At 63.4% G+C, this 15,335-nt stretch carries 12 protein-coding genes and 2 pseudogenes; 8 read left to right on the top strand and 6 right to left on the bottom strand.

Annotated features, from left to right (window positions below; all coding sequences use genetic code 11):
- Positions 1 to 310: 310 nt before the first annotated feature.
- From CDOO_RS14235 to CDOO_RS01440, 3 genes and pseudogenes are all read right to left on the bottom strand, one after another.
- Positions 311 to 463, bottom strand: a pseudogene (locus CDOO_RS14235) (aspartate-semialdehyde dehydrogenase); the annotation flags it as partial.
- Positions 464 to 861: 398 nt separating this feature from the next.
- A complete protein-coding gene (locus CDOO_RS01445; protein WP_018021539.1) occupies positions 862 to 1,893 on the bottom strand; it encodes an aspartate-semialdehyde dehydrogenase in 1,032 nt (343 codons plus the stop codon).
- A 24-nt stretch (positions 1,894 to 1,917) separates the two neighbouring features.
- The gene (locus tag CDOO_RS01440; RefSeq protein WP_018021540.1) at positions 1,918 to 3,183 is read right to left on the bottom strand and encodes an aspartate kinase; all 1,266 of its coding nucleotides are present in this window, start codon (positions 3,181 to 3,183) and stop codon (positions 1,918 to 1,920) included.
- A 121-nt stretch (positions 3,184 to 3,304) separates the two neighbouring features.
- On the opposite strand from CDOO_RS01440, the gene CDOO_RS01435 reads away from it, so the two are divergent.
- The 8 genes and pseudogenes from CDOO_RS01435 (at position 3,305) to CDOO_RS01405 (ending at position 10,894) form a co-directional block, all read left to right on the top strand.
- Positions 3,305 to 4,156, top strand: coding sequence for a DMT family transporter (locus tag CDOO_RS01435; protein ID WP_018021541.1), 852 nt, complete (start codon positions 3,305 to 3,307; stop codon positions 4,154 to 4,156).
- 214 nt (positions 4,157 to 4,370) lie between these two features.
- Positions 4,371 to 6,203, top strand: a complete 1,833-nt coding sequence (gene leuA / locus CDOO_RS01430) for a 2-isopropylmalate synthase (protein WP_018021542.1) — start codon at positions 4,371 to 4,373, stop codon at positions 6,201 to 6,203.
- Positions 6,200 to 7,056 (top strand): annotated as a pseudogene (locus CDOO_RS01425) (aldo/keto reductase). The gene leuA and the pseudogene CDOO_RS01425 overlap by 4 nt, the downstream one beginning before the upstream one ends.
- Before the next feature lie 11 nt (positions 7,057 to 7,067).
- Positions 7,068 to 8,099, top strand: a complete 1,032-nt coding sequence (locus tag CDOO_RS01420) for a hypothetical protein (RefSeq protein WP_018021545.1) — start codon at positions 7,068 to 7,070, stop codon at positions 8,097 to 8,099.
- 72 nt (positions 8,100 to 8,171) lie between these two features.
- On the top strand, positions 8,172 to 8,456 hold the full coding sequence (locus tag CDOO_RS13500) for a toxin HicA (RefSeq protein WP_081610324.1): 285 nt from the start codon (positions 8,172 to 8,174) through the stop codon (positions 8,454 to 8,456).
- The gene (locus tag CDOO_RS01415; RefSeq protein WP_018021546.1) at positions 8,443 to 8,769 is read left to right on the top strand and encodes a type II toxin-antitoxin system HicB family antitoxin; all 327 of its coding nucleotides are present in this window, start codon (positions 8,443 to 8,445) and stop codon (positions 8,767 to 8,769) included. Before CDOO_RS13500 ends, CDOO_RS01415 begins: the two co-directional genes overlap by 14 nt.
- Positions 8,770 to 8,865: 96 nt before the next feature.
- Positions 8,866 to 10,146 (top strand): Mur ligase family protein, encoded by a 1,281-nt coding sequence (locus CDOO_RS01410; protein WP_020384571.1) that lies wholly within the window; start codon positions 8,866 to 8,868, stop codon positions 10,144 to 10,146.
- Entirely contained in the window at positions 10,139 to 10,894 is a 756-nt protein-coding gene (locus CDOO_RS01405) for a type 1 glutamine amidotransferase (protein WP_018021548.1), read from the top strand. Before CDOO_RS01410 ends, CDOO_RS01405 begins: the two co-directional genes overlap by 8 nt.
- A gap of 91 nt (positions 10,895 to 10,985) precedes the next feature.
- Here CDOO_RS01405 and CDOO_RS13495 read toward each other — a convergent pair whose 3' ends face one another.
- The 3 genes from CDOO_RS13495 to CDOO_RS01390 form a co-directional block, all read right to left on the bottom strand.
- Entirely contained in the window at positions 10,986 to 13,598 is a 2,613-nt protein-coding gene (locus CDOO_RS13495; protein WP_081610325.1) for a DEAD/DEAH box helicase family protein, read from the bottom strand.
- 341 nt (positions 13,599 to 13,939) lie between these two features.
- Positions 13,940 to 14,545, bottom strand: a complete 606-nt coding sequence (locus CDOO_RS01395; protein WP_020384573.1) for a hypothetical protein — start codon at positions 14,543 to 14,545, stop codon at positions 13,940 to 13,942.
- A 9-nt stretch (positions 14,546 to 14,554) separates the two neighbouring features.
- Entirely contained in the window at positions 14,555 to 15,328 is a 774-nt protein-coding gene (locus tag CDOO_RS01390) for a hypothetical protein (RefSeq protein ID WP_155861301.1), read from the bottom strand.
- Positions 15,329 to 15,335 lie beyond the last annotated feature (7 nt).

Below are 15,335 nucleotides of genomic sequence, written 5' to 3'. Positions count from 1 at the left end.
CTGCGTCTGCGCTGCCGCACTGGGCAGCATGGGGGCGACGCCTGCGATGGGGGTGAAGGTGGCCGCCACGCCTATGGCGAGCGCGGTTGACAAAGAAATAAGAGATCTTCTGATCTGAATGAAAGTTTCCCGGTTCCTGGTAGGTATCGACACAGGTTATTCTAATGTTTAACTTATTATCTGTATAGTTTTACAATCCACGTGGTGACGCAAGTCTCTCTCATCCCTGGTTATCGCTTCTCAGGCATGACGAAACCCCCACCCATAGCCCCTGCTTGGGTTGGCGGGGCTGAGATTCGGCTGAGCAGAGTTACACCAGCAGCTCCGCATTCTGGATGGTGTCCAGCGCCACGCTCTTGCGCAGGCTGTCGCCGGAGACAACGAGCACCAGGCCCCGGTTGCCGCCGACCGTCTGGCCCTGGCGGATGCGCCCTGCAAGGGACTCGTCGATGCCGGCGGCGGCAAAGAGTCGCGCTCACCGGCCCACGGTGAGCGCCACCTCTCTTCCTGGTTCTAAGACTCTGAGCTGGAATTCAGGCTGGAACCCGAGCTCAGTTCTGAACTCAGGAATGAGCCCTCGACGGGACTCTCGCCGTCCGGAGCAAGCGCAGGGACAACAGGCCCGAGGCACGAGGCGGTACGCATGGCCAGCAAACCGATAGCTCCCTGCGTAACCCCCATCTTCCCCTCTCGGCGCGGCCAGATTTCTGTGTGGTTACCCAGCCTTTCGCACTCGGACGTATGCGATACCCAGCAAGATTTTGCTCAGCGTTTGCCGCCAGAAAAATAAGAAAAACCGCCCACCGGCCGAATGGCCGAGGGCGGGCGCACAGGAGGAGCTAGGCCCCTCGCAACAGTTATCTACACCAATAGCTCCGCGATCTGGATGGTGTTCAGCGCCGCGCCCTTGCGCAGGTTGTCGCCGGAGACAACGAGCACCAGGCCGCGGTTGTCGTCGACCGTGTGGTCCTGACGGATGCGTCCGACGAGGGACTCGTCGATGCCGGCGGCGGCGAGGGGCGTGGGGACGTCGACAAGCCGCACACCGGGGGCCTGACGCAGGAGCTCCTCCGCCTCGCCCGGGGTGATCGGGCGCTCGAAACGCGCGTGGATGACCATGGTGTGCCCGGTGAACACGGGGATGCGCACGCAGGTCGCGGAGACCCTGAGCTCGGGGATGCCGAGGATCTTGCGGGACTCGTTGCGCAGCTTCTGCTCCTCGTCGGTCTCGTTGGATCCGTCGTCGACGATGGACCCGGCCAGCGGGACGGCGTTGAAGGCGATGGGTTCGACGTAGGGGCCGAGGTCAGCCGGGGCCATGACCGAGCCGTCCTGGGCGAGTTCGACGTTGCGGTCGCCGATCTCGAAGACCTGCTTGGCCAGGGTCTCCACGCCGGCGAGGCCGGAGCCGGAGACGGCCTGGTAGCTGGCCACGTTCATGGACTGCAGGCCGGCGGCGCGGTGCAGGATGCTCATCACGGGCATGGCGGCCATGGTGGTGCAGTTCGGGTTGGCGATGATGCCCTTCTCCGTGGTGCCCGCGGTCTCCGGGTTGACCTCGGAGACGATGAGCGGCACCGCCGGATCCTTGCGGAAGGCGGAGGAGTTGTCCACCACGGTGGCACCCGCGGCGGCGAAGACCGGGGACCACTCGGCCGAGGTCGAGCCGCCGGCGGAGAACAGGGCGATGTCGATGCCCGCGAGGGACTCGACGCTCTGCTGGGTGAGGTCCTCGACCTCGATCTGCTGGCCGGCGAAGTCAATGGTGGTGCCCGCGGAGCGCGGGGAGGCGAAAAACCGCACCTTGTCGGCCGGGAAGTCTCGGGAGATGAGGATGTCGCGCATGACGCGACCGACCTGGCCGGTGGCACCGACGACGGCGAGAGTGGTCATGAGGGGGGCTCCAATCAGGAAAAGTTAGCGGCCGGTTCCGGCGTACACCGTGGCGGCTTCGTCGCCGCCGAGCTGGAATCGGGCGTGCAGGGCGCGGGTGGCCACGTCGACGTCCGCCTCGCGGATGACGGCGGTGATGCGGATTTCGGAGGTGGTGAACATCTCGATGTTGATGTTCTCGTCGCGCAGCGCCTCGGAAAACTCGGCGGTGACGCCCGGGTGGGACTTCATGCCGGCGCCGACGAGGGAGACCTTGCCGATCTGGTCGTCGAAACGCACACTCTCCCAGCCGGCCTCCTCCTTGAGCTTGGTCAGCAGCTCGACTGCGCGGGAGGCGTCCTCGCGCGGGCAGGTGAAGGTGATGTCGGTGGTGTTGTCCGTGACCGAGGAGATGTTCTGCAGCACCATGTCGATGTTGATCTCGGCGTCGGCCAGCACACGGAAGAGCTTGGCGGCCTCCCCCGGGGTGTCGTGCACGCCGATGACGGCGACCTTGGCCTCGGACTTGTCGGTGGCCACTCCGGCCAGGACTGCTTCTTCCACGGGGATCTCCTCCATTGAACCGGCGATGAGGGTGCCGGGATCGTTGCTGTAAGACGAACGGACTCGTAGCGGGACGTTGAATGCGCGGGCGTACTCCACGCTGCGCAGGACCAGAATCTTGCTTCCCGACGCCGCCAGCTCGAGCATCTCCTCGAAGGAGAGTTTCTCCAGCTTCTGCGCGTCGGGCACGATGCGGGGATCGGCGGTGTAGACGCCGTCGACATCCGAGCAGATCTCGCAGACGTCGGCGTCGAGCGCCGCGGCCAGCGCGACCGCGGTGGTGTCGGACCCGCCGCGGCCGAGGGTGGTGATGGAGCCGGTCTCGCGGTTGACTCCCTGGAAGCCGGCGACAATGCAGATCTTGCCCTCGTCGAGCGCGTTGCGGACCCGGCCCGGGGTGACGTCGACGATGCGGGCGTTGCCCCAGCGCTCGGTGGTGATCACTCCGGCCTGGGAGCCGGTGAAGGACTGCGCCTCGGCGCCGAGCGAGTGGATCGCCATGGCCACCAGCGAGTTGGAGATGCGCTCGCCGGCGGTGAGCAGCATGTCCAGCTCGCGGGCCGGCGGCACGGGGTTGACCTGGTGGGCGAGGTCGAGAAGCTCATCGGTGGTGTCGCCCATGGCGGAACACACGACGACAACGTCGTTGCCGGCCCGCTTGGTGGCGACGATACGTTCTGCCACGGCCCGGATGCGCTCGGCGCTCTCTAGCGACGATCCGCCGAACTTCTGGACGATCAGTGCCACGTGAGATGGCCACCCTTCGGAGTAAGTGCTCGTTGTGTCGTTGCCCGCACCACTCTAGTAGGACGCGCTTCCGGCGCGCCCGCGACCCGGCCCGATCCGCGTGGGCTGTAGTCTTCCACGCGTGCACAGCAACCTCATCGCGGTCATCTTCGCGCTGGCTTCCGCCCTGACCATCGCGTGGGGCACCGTCGTCCGCCACCGCATCGCGGGTGAAGCGCGTGTCGACGGCACCCTCTCCGGATCCCCGCTCATCAACGCGATCTCCCGCCCGCTGTGGTGGGCCGGGACCTCCACCGCGCTCATCGGCTACGGCCTGCAGGTGGTGGCGCTGGGTTTCGGCACCCTGCTGGTGGTGCAGCCGGTGCTGGTGCTGTCGCTGATGTTCACCCTGCCCCTGGCCGCGCGTGTCGACGGCCGGAAACTGCGCTCCTTCGACATCATCTGGTCGCTCGTCCTCACCGCCGCGGTGACCACCCTCGTCCTCGTGGGTCGGCCCGCGGCCGGCGATCCCCATCCGCCGCTGGACCGGTGGATCTGGGCGCTGCTCGCCGGGGCTCTGATCCTCGGGACGATCGCCTTCCTGGCCAACTACCTCCAGGGTCCGCCGCGCGCCCTGGCCCTGGGCGTGGTCACCGGCGCGATCTTCGGCTACGTCGCGGTGCTGTCCAAGGCATTTGTCGACATCGCCGTCCACCAGGGCATTCTCATCCTGGCCACCAGCTGGGAGACCTACGCCCTCATCGCCGGCGCGACCCTTGGCACCGCGGTGCAGCAGTACTCCTTTAACGCCGGCGAGCTGCGGCATAGCCTGCCCGCGATGACGGTCTCCGAGCCCATCGCGGCCTTCACCCTGGGTTATCTCGTGCTCAGGGAGCAGTTCGAGGTGCATGACGTGCTGGGCTGGGCCGCGATGGGGCTCGCACTCCTGGGCATGTGCGTATCGACGTTCATGCTCACCAGTCGCCGGATCTGAGCGAATTGTTGTGGGGGGCGTCGACAAGCGATCCAGATCACAGTAGGGTGTCTCCCATGCGCACTCGGCGGAATCTCCTTCTTCTTCGCCGCGGCGGGGCCTAAAGAGTCGATCACACGGCTGGCACCCCGTCGCGGAGTTTGTGCATCGCCGGCCGTGGAAGATCCCCTAGGCTGAGAAGCCGACAACGCCGAAGAAGAAGGACTTGCTCCCCATGAGCCCGAACGACGCCTACATTTCCGCACCCGCCGACATCCGCACGCCGGACGGCGAGATCCCCGCGAACCAGCCCTCGTGGAACAGGCAGCGCCCCTCCTCCATGCCGGTCGAGCGCTACCTCTCCTTCGCCGAGGAGGTCGAGGACATCTCCCTGCCCGACCGCACCTGGCCGGACAAGAAGATCACCTCCGCCCCGCAGTGGTGCGCCGTGGACCTGCGCGACGGCAACCAGGCGCTCATCAACCCCATGAGCCCGGAACGCAAGCGCCGCATGTTCGACCTGCTGGTCAAGATGGGTTACAAGGAGATCGAGGTCGGTTTCCCGTCCGCATCCCAGACCGACTTCGACTTCGTGCGTGAGATCATCGAGCAGGACCTCATCCCCGAGGACGTCACCATCCAGGTGCTGGTACAGGCGCGCGAGCACCTCATCCGTCGCACCTTCGAGGCCTGTGCAGGCGCGAAGAACGTCATCGTGCACTTCTACAACTCCACCTCAGAGCTGCAGCGCCGGGTGGTGTTCCGCAAGGACAAGCCGGAGATCAAGAAGCTGGCCACCGACGCCGCCCAGCTGATCAAGACCATCGCGGCCGACTACCCGGACACCAACTGGCGCTGGGAGTACTCGCCGGAGTCCTACACCGGCACCGAGCTGTCCTTCGCGCTCGAGGTGTGTGACGCGGTGGTGGACATCATGGGTGCCACGGAGGACAACCCCATGATCATCAACCTGCCGTCGACGGTGGAGATGATCTCCCCCAACGTCTACGCGGACTCCATCGAATGGATGCACCGCAACTTCGCACGTCGAGAAGCCATCATCCTCTCGCTGCACCCGCACAACGACCGCGGCGAGGGCATAGCCGCCGCCGAGCTGGGTTACCTCGCAGGCGCTGACCGCATCGAGGGTTGCCTGTTCGGCAACGGCGAGCGCACCGGCAACGTGGACATCGTCACCCTGGGTCTGAACATGCTCACCCAGGGCGTGGACCCGCAGATCGACTTCTCCGACATCAACCAGATCCGCTCCACGGTGGAGTACTGCAACCAGCTGCGGGTGCCCGAGCGCCACCCCTACGCCGGTGAGCTGGTCTTCACCGCCTTCTCCGGTTCCCACCAGGACGCCGTGAACAAGGGCCTCGACGCCATGGCCGCCCGTATCCGGCCCGGCGCGGACAACACCGAGGTCACCTGGGAGGAGCTGCGCGAGGTCACCTGGGAGGTGCCCTACCTGCCCATCGACCCCAAGGACGTCGGCCGCGACTACGAGGCCGTCATCCGCGTGAACTCCCAGTCCGGCAAGGGCGGGGTGGCGTACATCATGAAGACCGACCACGGCATCAACATGCCACGTGCCATGCAGCCGGAGTTCTCCTCCCACGTGCAGTCCATCACGGAGTCCGAGGGCGGCGAGGTCAACTCCAAGAACATGTGGGACCTGTTCGCCGCAGAGTACCTCGACCGCGACGAGGTCCTGGAGCAGGTGTCCGTCAAGGTGGACAACTCCGTCGAGGACCAGGTGTCCGTGTCGGCGACCGTCGTGCACCAGGGCTCCGAGCAGGCCATCTCCGGCACCGGCAACGGCCCCGTCTCCGCCTACGCCAACGCGCTGGAATCCCTGGGCATCGACTTCGGGGTCCTGGACTACACCCAGCGCGCCCGCTCCGCGGGTGACGACGCCGAGGCGGCCTGTTACATCTTCGCCGACGTCAACGGCTCCAAGGTGTGGGGCGTAGGCATCGCCGGCTCGACCACCTCGGCGTCGCTGAAGGCCGTGACCTCTGCGGTCAACCGCGCGGTCGTCGGTTACGAGCCGCAGGGCGCATGAGTCTGAGCACGTTCCCCATCGGCGGCCGGCCGGTCCCCCGCGTGGGTTACGGCATGAGCCCGCTGGCCCGCAAGACCGCCGAGACGGGGGACCGGGCTGAGGCCGTCGAGCTTCTGCGCCTCGCGTACGAGCTGGGCATCCGACACTTCGACACCGCCCAGTTCTACGCGGCCGGCACCGCCAACGAACTGCTGCACAACGCGCTCGGCGACGTCCGCCCGAACTCTTCCTCGCCTCCAAGGCCGGCGCCCGCGCCACCTCGGAGGGCCCGGCACCCATGGCCGCCGCGCAGCACCCGGAGGACATCCGCCGGACCGTCGAGGAGAACCTCGAGTCGCTGAACACCGGCTACCCCGACCTGCTCTACCTGCGCCGGATGGACATGCTCCCCGACCTGCTGGCGCCCGAGGACCGGCAGGTGCCCCTCGCCGAGCAGCTCGCGGTCGCCGCTGAGCTCCGCGCCGAGGACCTCATCCGCGGCATCGGACTCAGCCACGTCTCCCTCGAGCAGGTCCAGGCTTCTCTGGAGGTGGGCATCGACGCGGTGCAGAACATCTACAACTACTCCCACCGCGCGGATGCGCCGCTGGTGGAGCTCACCCGCGAGCACAACATTGCCTGGATCCCCTACTTCCCGCTCGGCGGCAGCGCCTACGCCAAGCTGCCGCGCGTCGTGGAGGAGCCCGCCATCACCACGGCGGCGGAGCGCCTCGGTGCCACCCCGACGCAGGCCGGGCTCGCGTGGCTGCCGCAGGACTCGCCCCACACCTTCGTCATCTCCGGCACGACCAGCAGGGAGCACCTGGCGGAGAACGTCGCGGCCGACGGTCTGGGGCCGGTCGTCGCCGACTAGGATCGGACACCATGACGACTCCGACTGACGAACCCGCCGACGCCACCGAGGACGTCCAGGCGTACCCGTACGTCGCCGTCGTGGTGCACGCCAGCGGCATCCACCCGTCCACATCCCGGCTCATCACCCTCGACGCCGTGACCTTCGGTGACGACGGCGAACACGGCGAGTCCCTCCACCTCGCGTTCGACCCCGGGGAGGACCCCGGCCCCGTGCACATGCACGGGCTCACGCACGAGGAGGCCGGCGACGCCACGCCCTTCGCCAAGGCCCTGCGCCAGGTGGATTCGCTTATCGACGGCCGCGTCCTCGTCGTCCACGATGCCCCGGCGGCCTGGGGTTTCCTCGTCTCCGAGGCCAGGCGCGCGATGAACGCCGCCGCCAAGGCCAACCGCTCGCGGGGACGCGGTCGAGGGCGTGGACGCCGCCGCCAGAAAGTCGGCCATGTTCCCCGCCCGGAGGCCGTGGTGGACACCCTCGCCACCGCCCGGAGGCAGACGGTGCCGCTGGCGGACACGCGGATCGCGGCCGTCGCCACGCAGTACGGCGTCGACGCCCCCTCCCCCGTCGCCTCCGTCCACCGCGCGCAGCAACCCGAGTCCGAGAGCAGCCGCGAGCTCACCGAGGTGCTCATCGAGCTCTACCTGGCGCAGGTCGCGCGCGACCCGTCGGCCGTGGCCTCCCGTAGTCCCAAGGACCTGCGCGCCGACCGGTTCGGCCTGCAGCGCTCCCACGTGCGTGTCGACGCCGTCGAGGCGCCCCGCCCGCTGGACAACCCCGGCCAGTACCAGCCAGGAAAAGAGCTGGCCAAGGGCATGGAGGTAGTGGTGGCCCCGGAGATCCAGATGGATCCGAACATCATCATTGAGGCGTGCATGGCCAAGGAGCTCGCCTACTCGGAGAAACTCACCCGGCAGACCTCCGTGGTGGTGTGCAACGAAACCACCGACCTCGACGGCAAGGCCATGCACGCCCAGCGCAAGGGAATCCCCCTTCTCGCGGACACCGCGTTCATGGCGGCGATCGATCGGATGCGCGGGTAGGTCGAGCCTCAATCTCCTCGGGGGTAACTTTCAACCCTCAGCCCGCAGTACTATCGGTGGTACTATTCTGGGGTGAGCAACAGCGTGGGCGACATCGTCGAAGCGATGAGGTCTTCTCCGAACAACGTGAGATTTTCCGACCTTGAGAAAGTGTGCGATCACTTTTTCATAAACCGACACTCGAAGAAAACATCACATAAGACCTACAAGACACCGTGGCCAGGCGACCCGCGTGTCAACATCCAAGACGCCAGCGGCAAGGCGAAGCCGTACCAAGTCAGGCAGGTGCTACAGGCCATCGACAAGCTGAAAGCTCTGAAAAGTAGAGAAAGTGAGCAGGACAATGGACATCAATAAATACACCTACCAGGTCTCCTGGTCCGAGGAAGATCAGGAATTCGTGGCCACCGTCGCCGAATTCCCCTCCCTTTCGTGGCTCGCGTCCGATCGGCAAGAAGCTGAAAACGGTTTGCTGGAACTTGTCGCAGAGGTGGTGGAGGATATGACTGCTTCAGGCGAAATCATTCCGGAGTCACTCGGAGGACGTATGTACTCCGGGAAGTTCAACGTACGCACCTCGCCTTCAATCCATCGCAAGATGGTCATCGAGGCCGCCACCGAAGGAATCTCCCTGAACACGCTGATCAACCAGAAGCTTGCCTCGGCATGACGCTGTTCCTCTAGTCCCCACACCCCACAGATTCCGAAACCGTAGGCGGTTCGGGAACAAACACTCGTCACCCGTCACGTATTAGGGTGGGTCACCATGAGTTCACCTTCCCCTGGACCGCTAAAACGACTGCGCTCGACGGCCGCGAAGTCCGCCGCGAACCTGGCCACCCGGGCATCGCGCGCCACCGGCCGCGGCTCCGGCGGCATGATCGGCGGACTGATCGCCCGGGCAATCGACCCCGGCATCATGTCGTCGCTGGGCGGAGGCCGCCCGGCCGTGCTGGTCACCGGCACCAACGGCAAATCCACCACGACCCGCATGCTCGCCGCGGCGGTGGGGTCGAAGTACAGCGTGGCCACCAACGGCGGCGGCGACAACATGGACGCCGGCATCGTCTCCGCGCTCATCGCGGCGTCGAAGGCCGAGCGCATCGTGCTCGAGGTCGATGAGCTGCACGTGCCCGCCGTGGCCGACAACCTCAACCCCGAGGCGCTGGTGCTGCTCAACCTCACCCGCGACCAGCTGGACCGCGTGGGCGAGATCAACAAGATCGAGCGCGCCCTGCGCGGGTCCGTCGACAAGCATCCCGACATGCTTGTCGTGGCTAACTGCGACGACGTGCTCATGACGTCCGTGGCCTACGACGCCAAGAACGTCGTGTGGGTCTCCGCCGGTGCCGGCTGGGTCGGCGACGCCGTCACCTGCCCGCGCACCGGCGGGCACATCGTGCACACGGGCGACGACTGGTACGCGGTCAAACCGCTGGCCGACGGCCGCGAGTTCCGCCGGCCCACGCCCACCTGGACCATCACTCCCGAGGGCATCGAGACCGCGGGCGGCACCACCGCGTTGGATCTCAAGCTTCCCGGGCGCGCCAACCGCGGCAACGCGACCCAGGCCGTCGCCGCCGCCGTCGAGGGCTTCGACGTACCGCTGACGGAAGCGGTGAAGGCCGCCGAGGACGTGGACAACGTCGCCGGCCGCTACTCCACCGTGCAGCTCGGCGACCGGCAGGTCCACCTCCTGCTGGCCAAGAACCCCGCCGGCTGGCAGGAGGCCCTGACCATGGTGGACCGCTCCGCCGAGGGCCTGGTCATCGCCGTCAACGGTCAGGTCGCCGACGGCGAGGATCTCTCCTGGCTGTGGGACGTGCGCTTCGAGGACTTCGAGTCCCTCTCTGTTAAGGCCGCCGGCGAGCGCGGCACCGACCTTGCCGTGCGCCTGCTCTACGCGGACATCGACCACGAGCTCATCGCCGACCCGGTCAAGGCCATTCGCGCGTGTCCCCCGGGCCGCGTCGAGGTCCTAGCCAACTACACCGCGTTCCGTGACCTGAAGAAAGCTCTGTCCAAGGAGGACGATTACCGTGGCTGACCGCATCAATGTTGGGCTGGTTCTGCCCGACGTCCTGGGCACCTACGGCGACGACGGCAACGCGCTCGTCCTGCGCCAGCGCGCCCGCATGCGCGGCCTCGACGCCGAGATCCACCGCATCAACTACGGCGACCCCGTCCCCGAAACCATGGACGTCTACACCATGGGCGGCGGCGAGGACACCGCGCAGATCCTCGCCTCGGAGCACCTCATCGCCGACGGCGGCCTCACCCGCGCCGCCCACGCCGGCGCCCCGATCCTGGCCATCTGCGCTGGTCTGCAGGTTCTCGGCGAGTCCTTCCGGGCCTCCGGGCGCATCGTCGACGGCGTCGGGCTTATCGACGCCACCACAGCCGGCATGCAGCGCCGCGCCATCGGCGAGGTTGCGTCGACCCCCACCCGTGCGGGCATCACGGCGGAACTCACCGAGCCGCTCACCGGATTCGAGAACCACCTCGGCGCCACCATCCTCGGCCCCGGTGCCACACCCCTGGGCAAACTGACCACCGGCATGGGTAACGCCGATGAGGCAGCGCTTCTCGACGTCGTTGACGGCTCTTCCCAGCGCGCCGCCGAGGGCGCCGTCCAGGGCAACGTCATCGCCACCTACATGCACGGTCCCGTCCTGGCACGTAACCCGCAGCTCGCGGACCTGCTGCTGGCCTGCGCGTTGGGGGTTCAGCTGTCCGAGCTGGAGCCGCTGGAGCTGCCGTCCGTGGACCGGCTGCGGATGGAGCGGTTGGCGTAGGGACAACGAGGAAACCGTGGCTCAGACGAAAAACTCTACCAAGTCCGCTGGCCGCCAGCAGCTAGACCACTTCACGAACTCTCCGCGCTAACTAGTCTGGAATAGCATTCAGTGACTGCATTTTTAATTCCGGAATCCATTGGCTAGGTAGACAACTATAAAGATCGAGACGAGCCGTTAAGTCGTCGACCGTTGCAACTTCAGCAATTTCTCCAAATGATTCAATTGCAGATTGGGCACGAAGTGCGAGCTCGTGGGGAACAAGAAGCGGTACGTGAAACACGCTATCGGAAAGGACTGGTCGGGCATTGTATGCAATACGCGTCTGAGGAGTGACATACCCTGTAAAGGACTCATCAGGTAAGGAGACAAGCCCAAATTTCTTTTTCGCGATACGAAGATGCGATTCAGCTTCACGAGCATAATTTACAGACACCTCAGAACTATCCGAAGCTTCGCTTTTCGCTTCCCAACATATCAAGCCCAGTTCATCAAATAGCCACATGGCGTCAGGATACGAACTCCGACCTCCCGCAGCTTCGAAATGACTGGCACCTAAGAACTTACCCAAAGCAGCGAGCGCGTTTTCGAATTCCTTATAACTGACGCGGTTCAAATTAGCTATCGTCTCACCAAGCTCCCGATCCTCGTTCAGACCCCAGCCTTTCAACAACCTATATAAATTACTCGAAGCAAGGCCATCTATTAACGATACGCCCCCTTTTGCCAAATGGATATTGGATGAGCGAATATTGAGCTCACGGAGCCAAGTCGAGCCAGAGGATTTTTTTCTCGCTTCCTCAAGATGATGAGAATGTGACCGGAAAAGTGTATCTGAGTCTTGAATATTGTTCACCTTTCGAGCCTCGATAGCAAGCATCAGCGACCATTGTGAGCACAAAAAATGCCAAAGTGAAAAGTACCGAGAAAGCCTTTCGGTGTGTGACGCGCGGGAGATGGCTTGACCCGCATGTTTCAGAGCCGCGTTCAAATCGCCAGCCCAAAGCGCATTAGCGGCCAAAACCTCATCGTCAGCAGATGTGGCCAACTCTCTGGTACCTGCAGGCAACACGCGGCTCTTAGATTCGACATCTTCAGTAATATGCGCATTCGCACCCGCCCAATCGGGATCTTGAGTCAAGAAAGACGAGATATTTTGAGCCAGTTCTGAGAAACCCAGTTCCGAGTTATCGACACCAAACTCAATTTCGGCCTGAAGCTCTTCCGAAAACGTTCTATAGTTATCGCGATCCGCAACAAACCGGGTCAAAGCATCACCCAAAATGATCACTACGGAAAAATCCCTATCGTTTCGCGTAGCCCGACCGACTCCTTGGACTACCTTAGCTCGAACGTTTCCCGACAAAGCAGGTCCTGCGACTATCGACTCCAATAGAAATCGCTCCTGCATGTTAGAACCTCTTGGAAGACCGGACAGAATAAGCAGCCGGCACTCATCATCAGGAAAATCCACTCCATCATAACGATTGGTTAGAATAAAGTAATGATCTTCTTTGAGGGCCTTCAATGTCGGATCTTCCTCAAGTTTACTACCGGTAATTCTTTCAAAGTGTTCCGGTATCTCGAGTTGCTTTTCAAGTTGGCGAGCCTTCACCTCTGACGGAGCAAGAATTGCGGCAACACCCTCGTCCTCTATTGTAGTTGAAGTCCATTTAAAAACCGCGGAAGGATTATCTACCGAGTCTTGAGACAAACCGGGGAAGATAAACAGGCGACGGCCCGAACCTGTGGTTTCCCACCCCTTCGGTGTCTTAAGTCTAGATACCCCTGTAATTCCAAAATTCCGCTCGAGCTCGCCCGCTGAACCGATCGTTGCACTCATGTAGATCCGACGCCGAGCCTCACTAAAAGCGTTATGAAATTTTGTCGGTGGTACAACCGGACGAATCTCAATTGCGTCATATCCTATGTAGAACATGCACGATGTGAGCTTATTGCGGAGCATTGAAAGCGTGTGTCTGGCGCTCGTGTCGCAGTTTTGAACATGCTCTTCTAGTATCGACGCAATAGTGTCAATGTTCTGAAGGATCGTCATTGGGGGGACAAGGTGCACATCTTCGAAGCTTGACGCTTCGCCTGATGTTCGCCTGAGTGAGCCCACTGCCGCCGCGGATAGACCGTGGGCCAACGCGTTAAGCAATGCGAAATACGTGCTCTCATCACGTTGCACAGCCAGGGTCCATAGACTGCCAGCTATTGACCCACCGGAATGTGCGTCGTCGAAAATTATTGTCCCGCTTCCACCCAACGCAGGATTCGTATTGAAAATGTGACTATACGACGATACGGCCATGGCGTCAGCGCGATCATATTTCGCTTTCTCAATCGATGTCCAGCTTGATACTGGGCCTGTAAGTAGAATCGAATCAATCCCGTAGTCGTCGAGAGCCTCGTGTACTTGTTTTGCAAGCTGGTTATTTGGGCAAACGTATGCGACTTTTTCTTGGTTCTTGATACGTAGCCACTCTCCGATGAGCCCGCCAACCAGTGTTTTTCCAGCACCCGTGGGTAGCTCAAGCGCGACGTCAGATGCTTTTCTGTGTTCTCCATACCATTCGCGAAGAATATCAGTCTGCTGTGACCAGAGGGGACCCGGCGCTCTGCCCCCCTTTGAGAGGGGTCGATAGAGATCCTCCGGTGTATCGGCGGCTCGATCAACCCTCGGAGGTATCTTAAATGCCATATCGTCATACCACGCTTTCTTAGAAATTTCTTTAGCAGACTAGCTGGGTTTCAGCTTTTAATTTGGTATAATTTTATATCGTCGCGCGATCATTGCTCGTCCTGTATTCCTTAGTTTAACCCCGAACCGCGATGACCGCACGTTTCCTGTATTTTGCGTTCAACTTTTGCTAATTTTTGTTGATCTATGGAACTCGCCTGCCGGGGACGCTTCCGGGTTTTTGTCAATCTGCCCGCCTACAGTAAACGATACTAATCTACTAACCGGGCCCACGTGGCCTTTGGCGAGCCGTCATTATTTAACGTGTCTTCGATATTGACCCTGCTGTATACCGCTCTCGCCTAAGAGAGTCCGGTACCCAAAGGTTCGTAGATATCCCCGGCGTGCGCGACCACGACCGGGGTCCCCGGGTAAGACAGCGGTTCGAGCGCAGCCGGCACAGGCTCTGCAAAGGACCGGACGGAGTCGACGACTCCGGTGACCTCCACGCCCTGGAACTGTGCGGGCTCCGCCGATCCGCCTTGCTCGGCCAGCTCCTCCACTGCTGGCATGGACGAAGGCAGTATCTCGAAGTTGCTGTCCTCCGACATCTCCAACGTCACCGTCTCGCCCGCGGTGACTGTCGCACCCGGCGCGTTCGTGCCGGCTTCATCCTCGTTCCAGCCCTCGACCTGGTCGGAGTAGGCGTCGACGACGATGTTTAGCTGACTCGAATCCGGGGAGTCGATGTCGATCGTGACGGAGTAGGTGCCGGCGACGACCGTCGCAAAGCCTCCGACGGCCGGTTCCAGTTCAGCAGCCACAGCCTGGGCCGCATTTGCCCGCTGTTCTGCCGCCTCCGGGTTGGAATCCGCGGCGGAACGCAGCGCCGCGCTGATCTGAAACATCGCTATCAGCTCGAGGGTCACCAGGACCACCTCCCCTCCGAGCACCGCCGCTCTACCCATCGCCCTATCTCACTCGTCCCGGTACTGCGTCGGCCACATGGCGCGGTTGCCCACCCGGCAACCGACCCCAACGACGCCCATGCCGTGATCCTCCGAGGAGCCCTCAAACAGGTCGAACAGTGCCAGGTCGGAGTCGGGATCCGAGCCTCCAGGGGTTTCGGAGTCGGTGCGCAGATCGACGTCCGCGGCCAACTCACCGGCGTCGTTGTCGTAGTGGCCGTCCACGCCGACGACCTCGATGCCCTCGATTTTCCGCGCCGAGATCGCGGCCGTCGCGGCCGCACTCAGATCCTTGACCTGCTCGAACTGCTCCCGGTGGGCGGTGAATCTGTCGTCAAACTGGTCGGGGCCACCCACGATGGGGATTTCCGGGTAGACGGCGTTGAAGTAGTACTCGGGGATTTCCTGCACCAACTGCCGGACCGCTTCCTCGTTGCCCGCCAGCAGCACGCTTGGGTGGTCCTTGGTGTCCCGGAGCACGACGCTCCCGCCCTGCTCGATGTAGCGATCCACGAGTGGCAGGCCCGCCACGGTCGCGTCTTTGCCGTCCGGCCCGAGGGTGATTATTCGCAGCCCCTCCCCGGCCACAACCTCCAGGTCGGGAGTCTGCGCTCCGTCGAGCTTCTTCCGGAACTCCCCCAACCAGGAGCCATACGCGTCGAGCGTGTGCTCCACCTCGGTGAGATTGCGCTCGGGAAGCGTCACGGTGATGGTCTCAGGGTGCACGTCCGCGGTGGAGTCGTCGCTGAGCTGCGGCGCCAGCTCCTCCTCAGCGAAAGCCACCCCGTCC

Origin of the sequence: Corynebacterium doosanense CAU 212 = DSM 45436 (genome assembly GCF_000767055.1) — a bacterium.
GTDB classification, from domain to species: Bacteria; Actinomycetota; Actinomycetes; order Mycobacteriales; family Mycobacteriaceae; genus Corynebacterium; species Corynebacterium doosanense.
The sequence above is the reverse complement of the archived record's forward strand: the minus strand, read 5'-3'. Positions and strand labels throughout refer to the sequence as shown.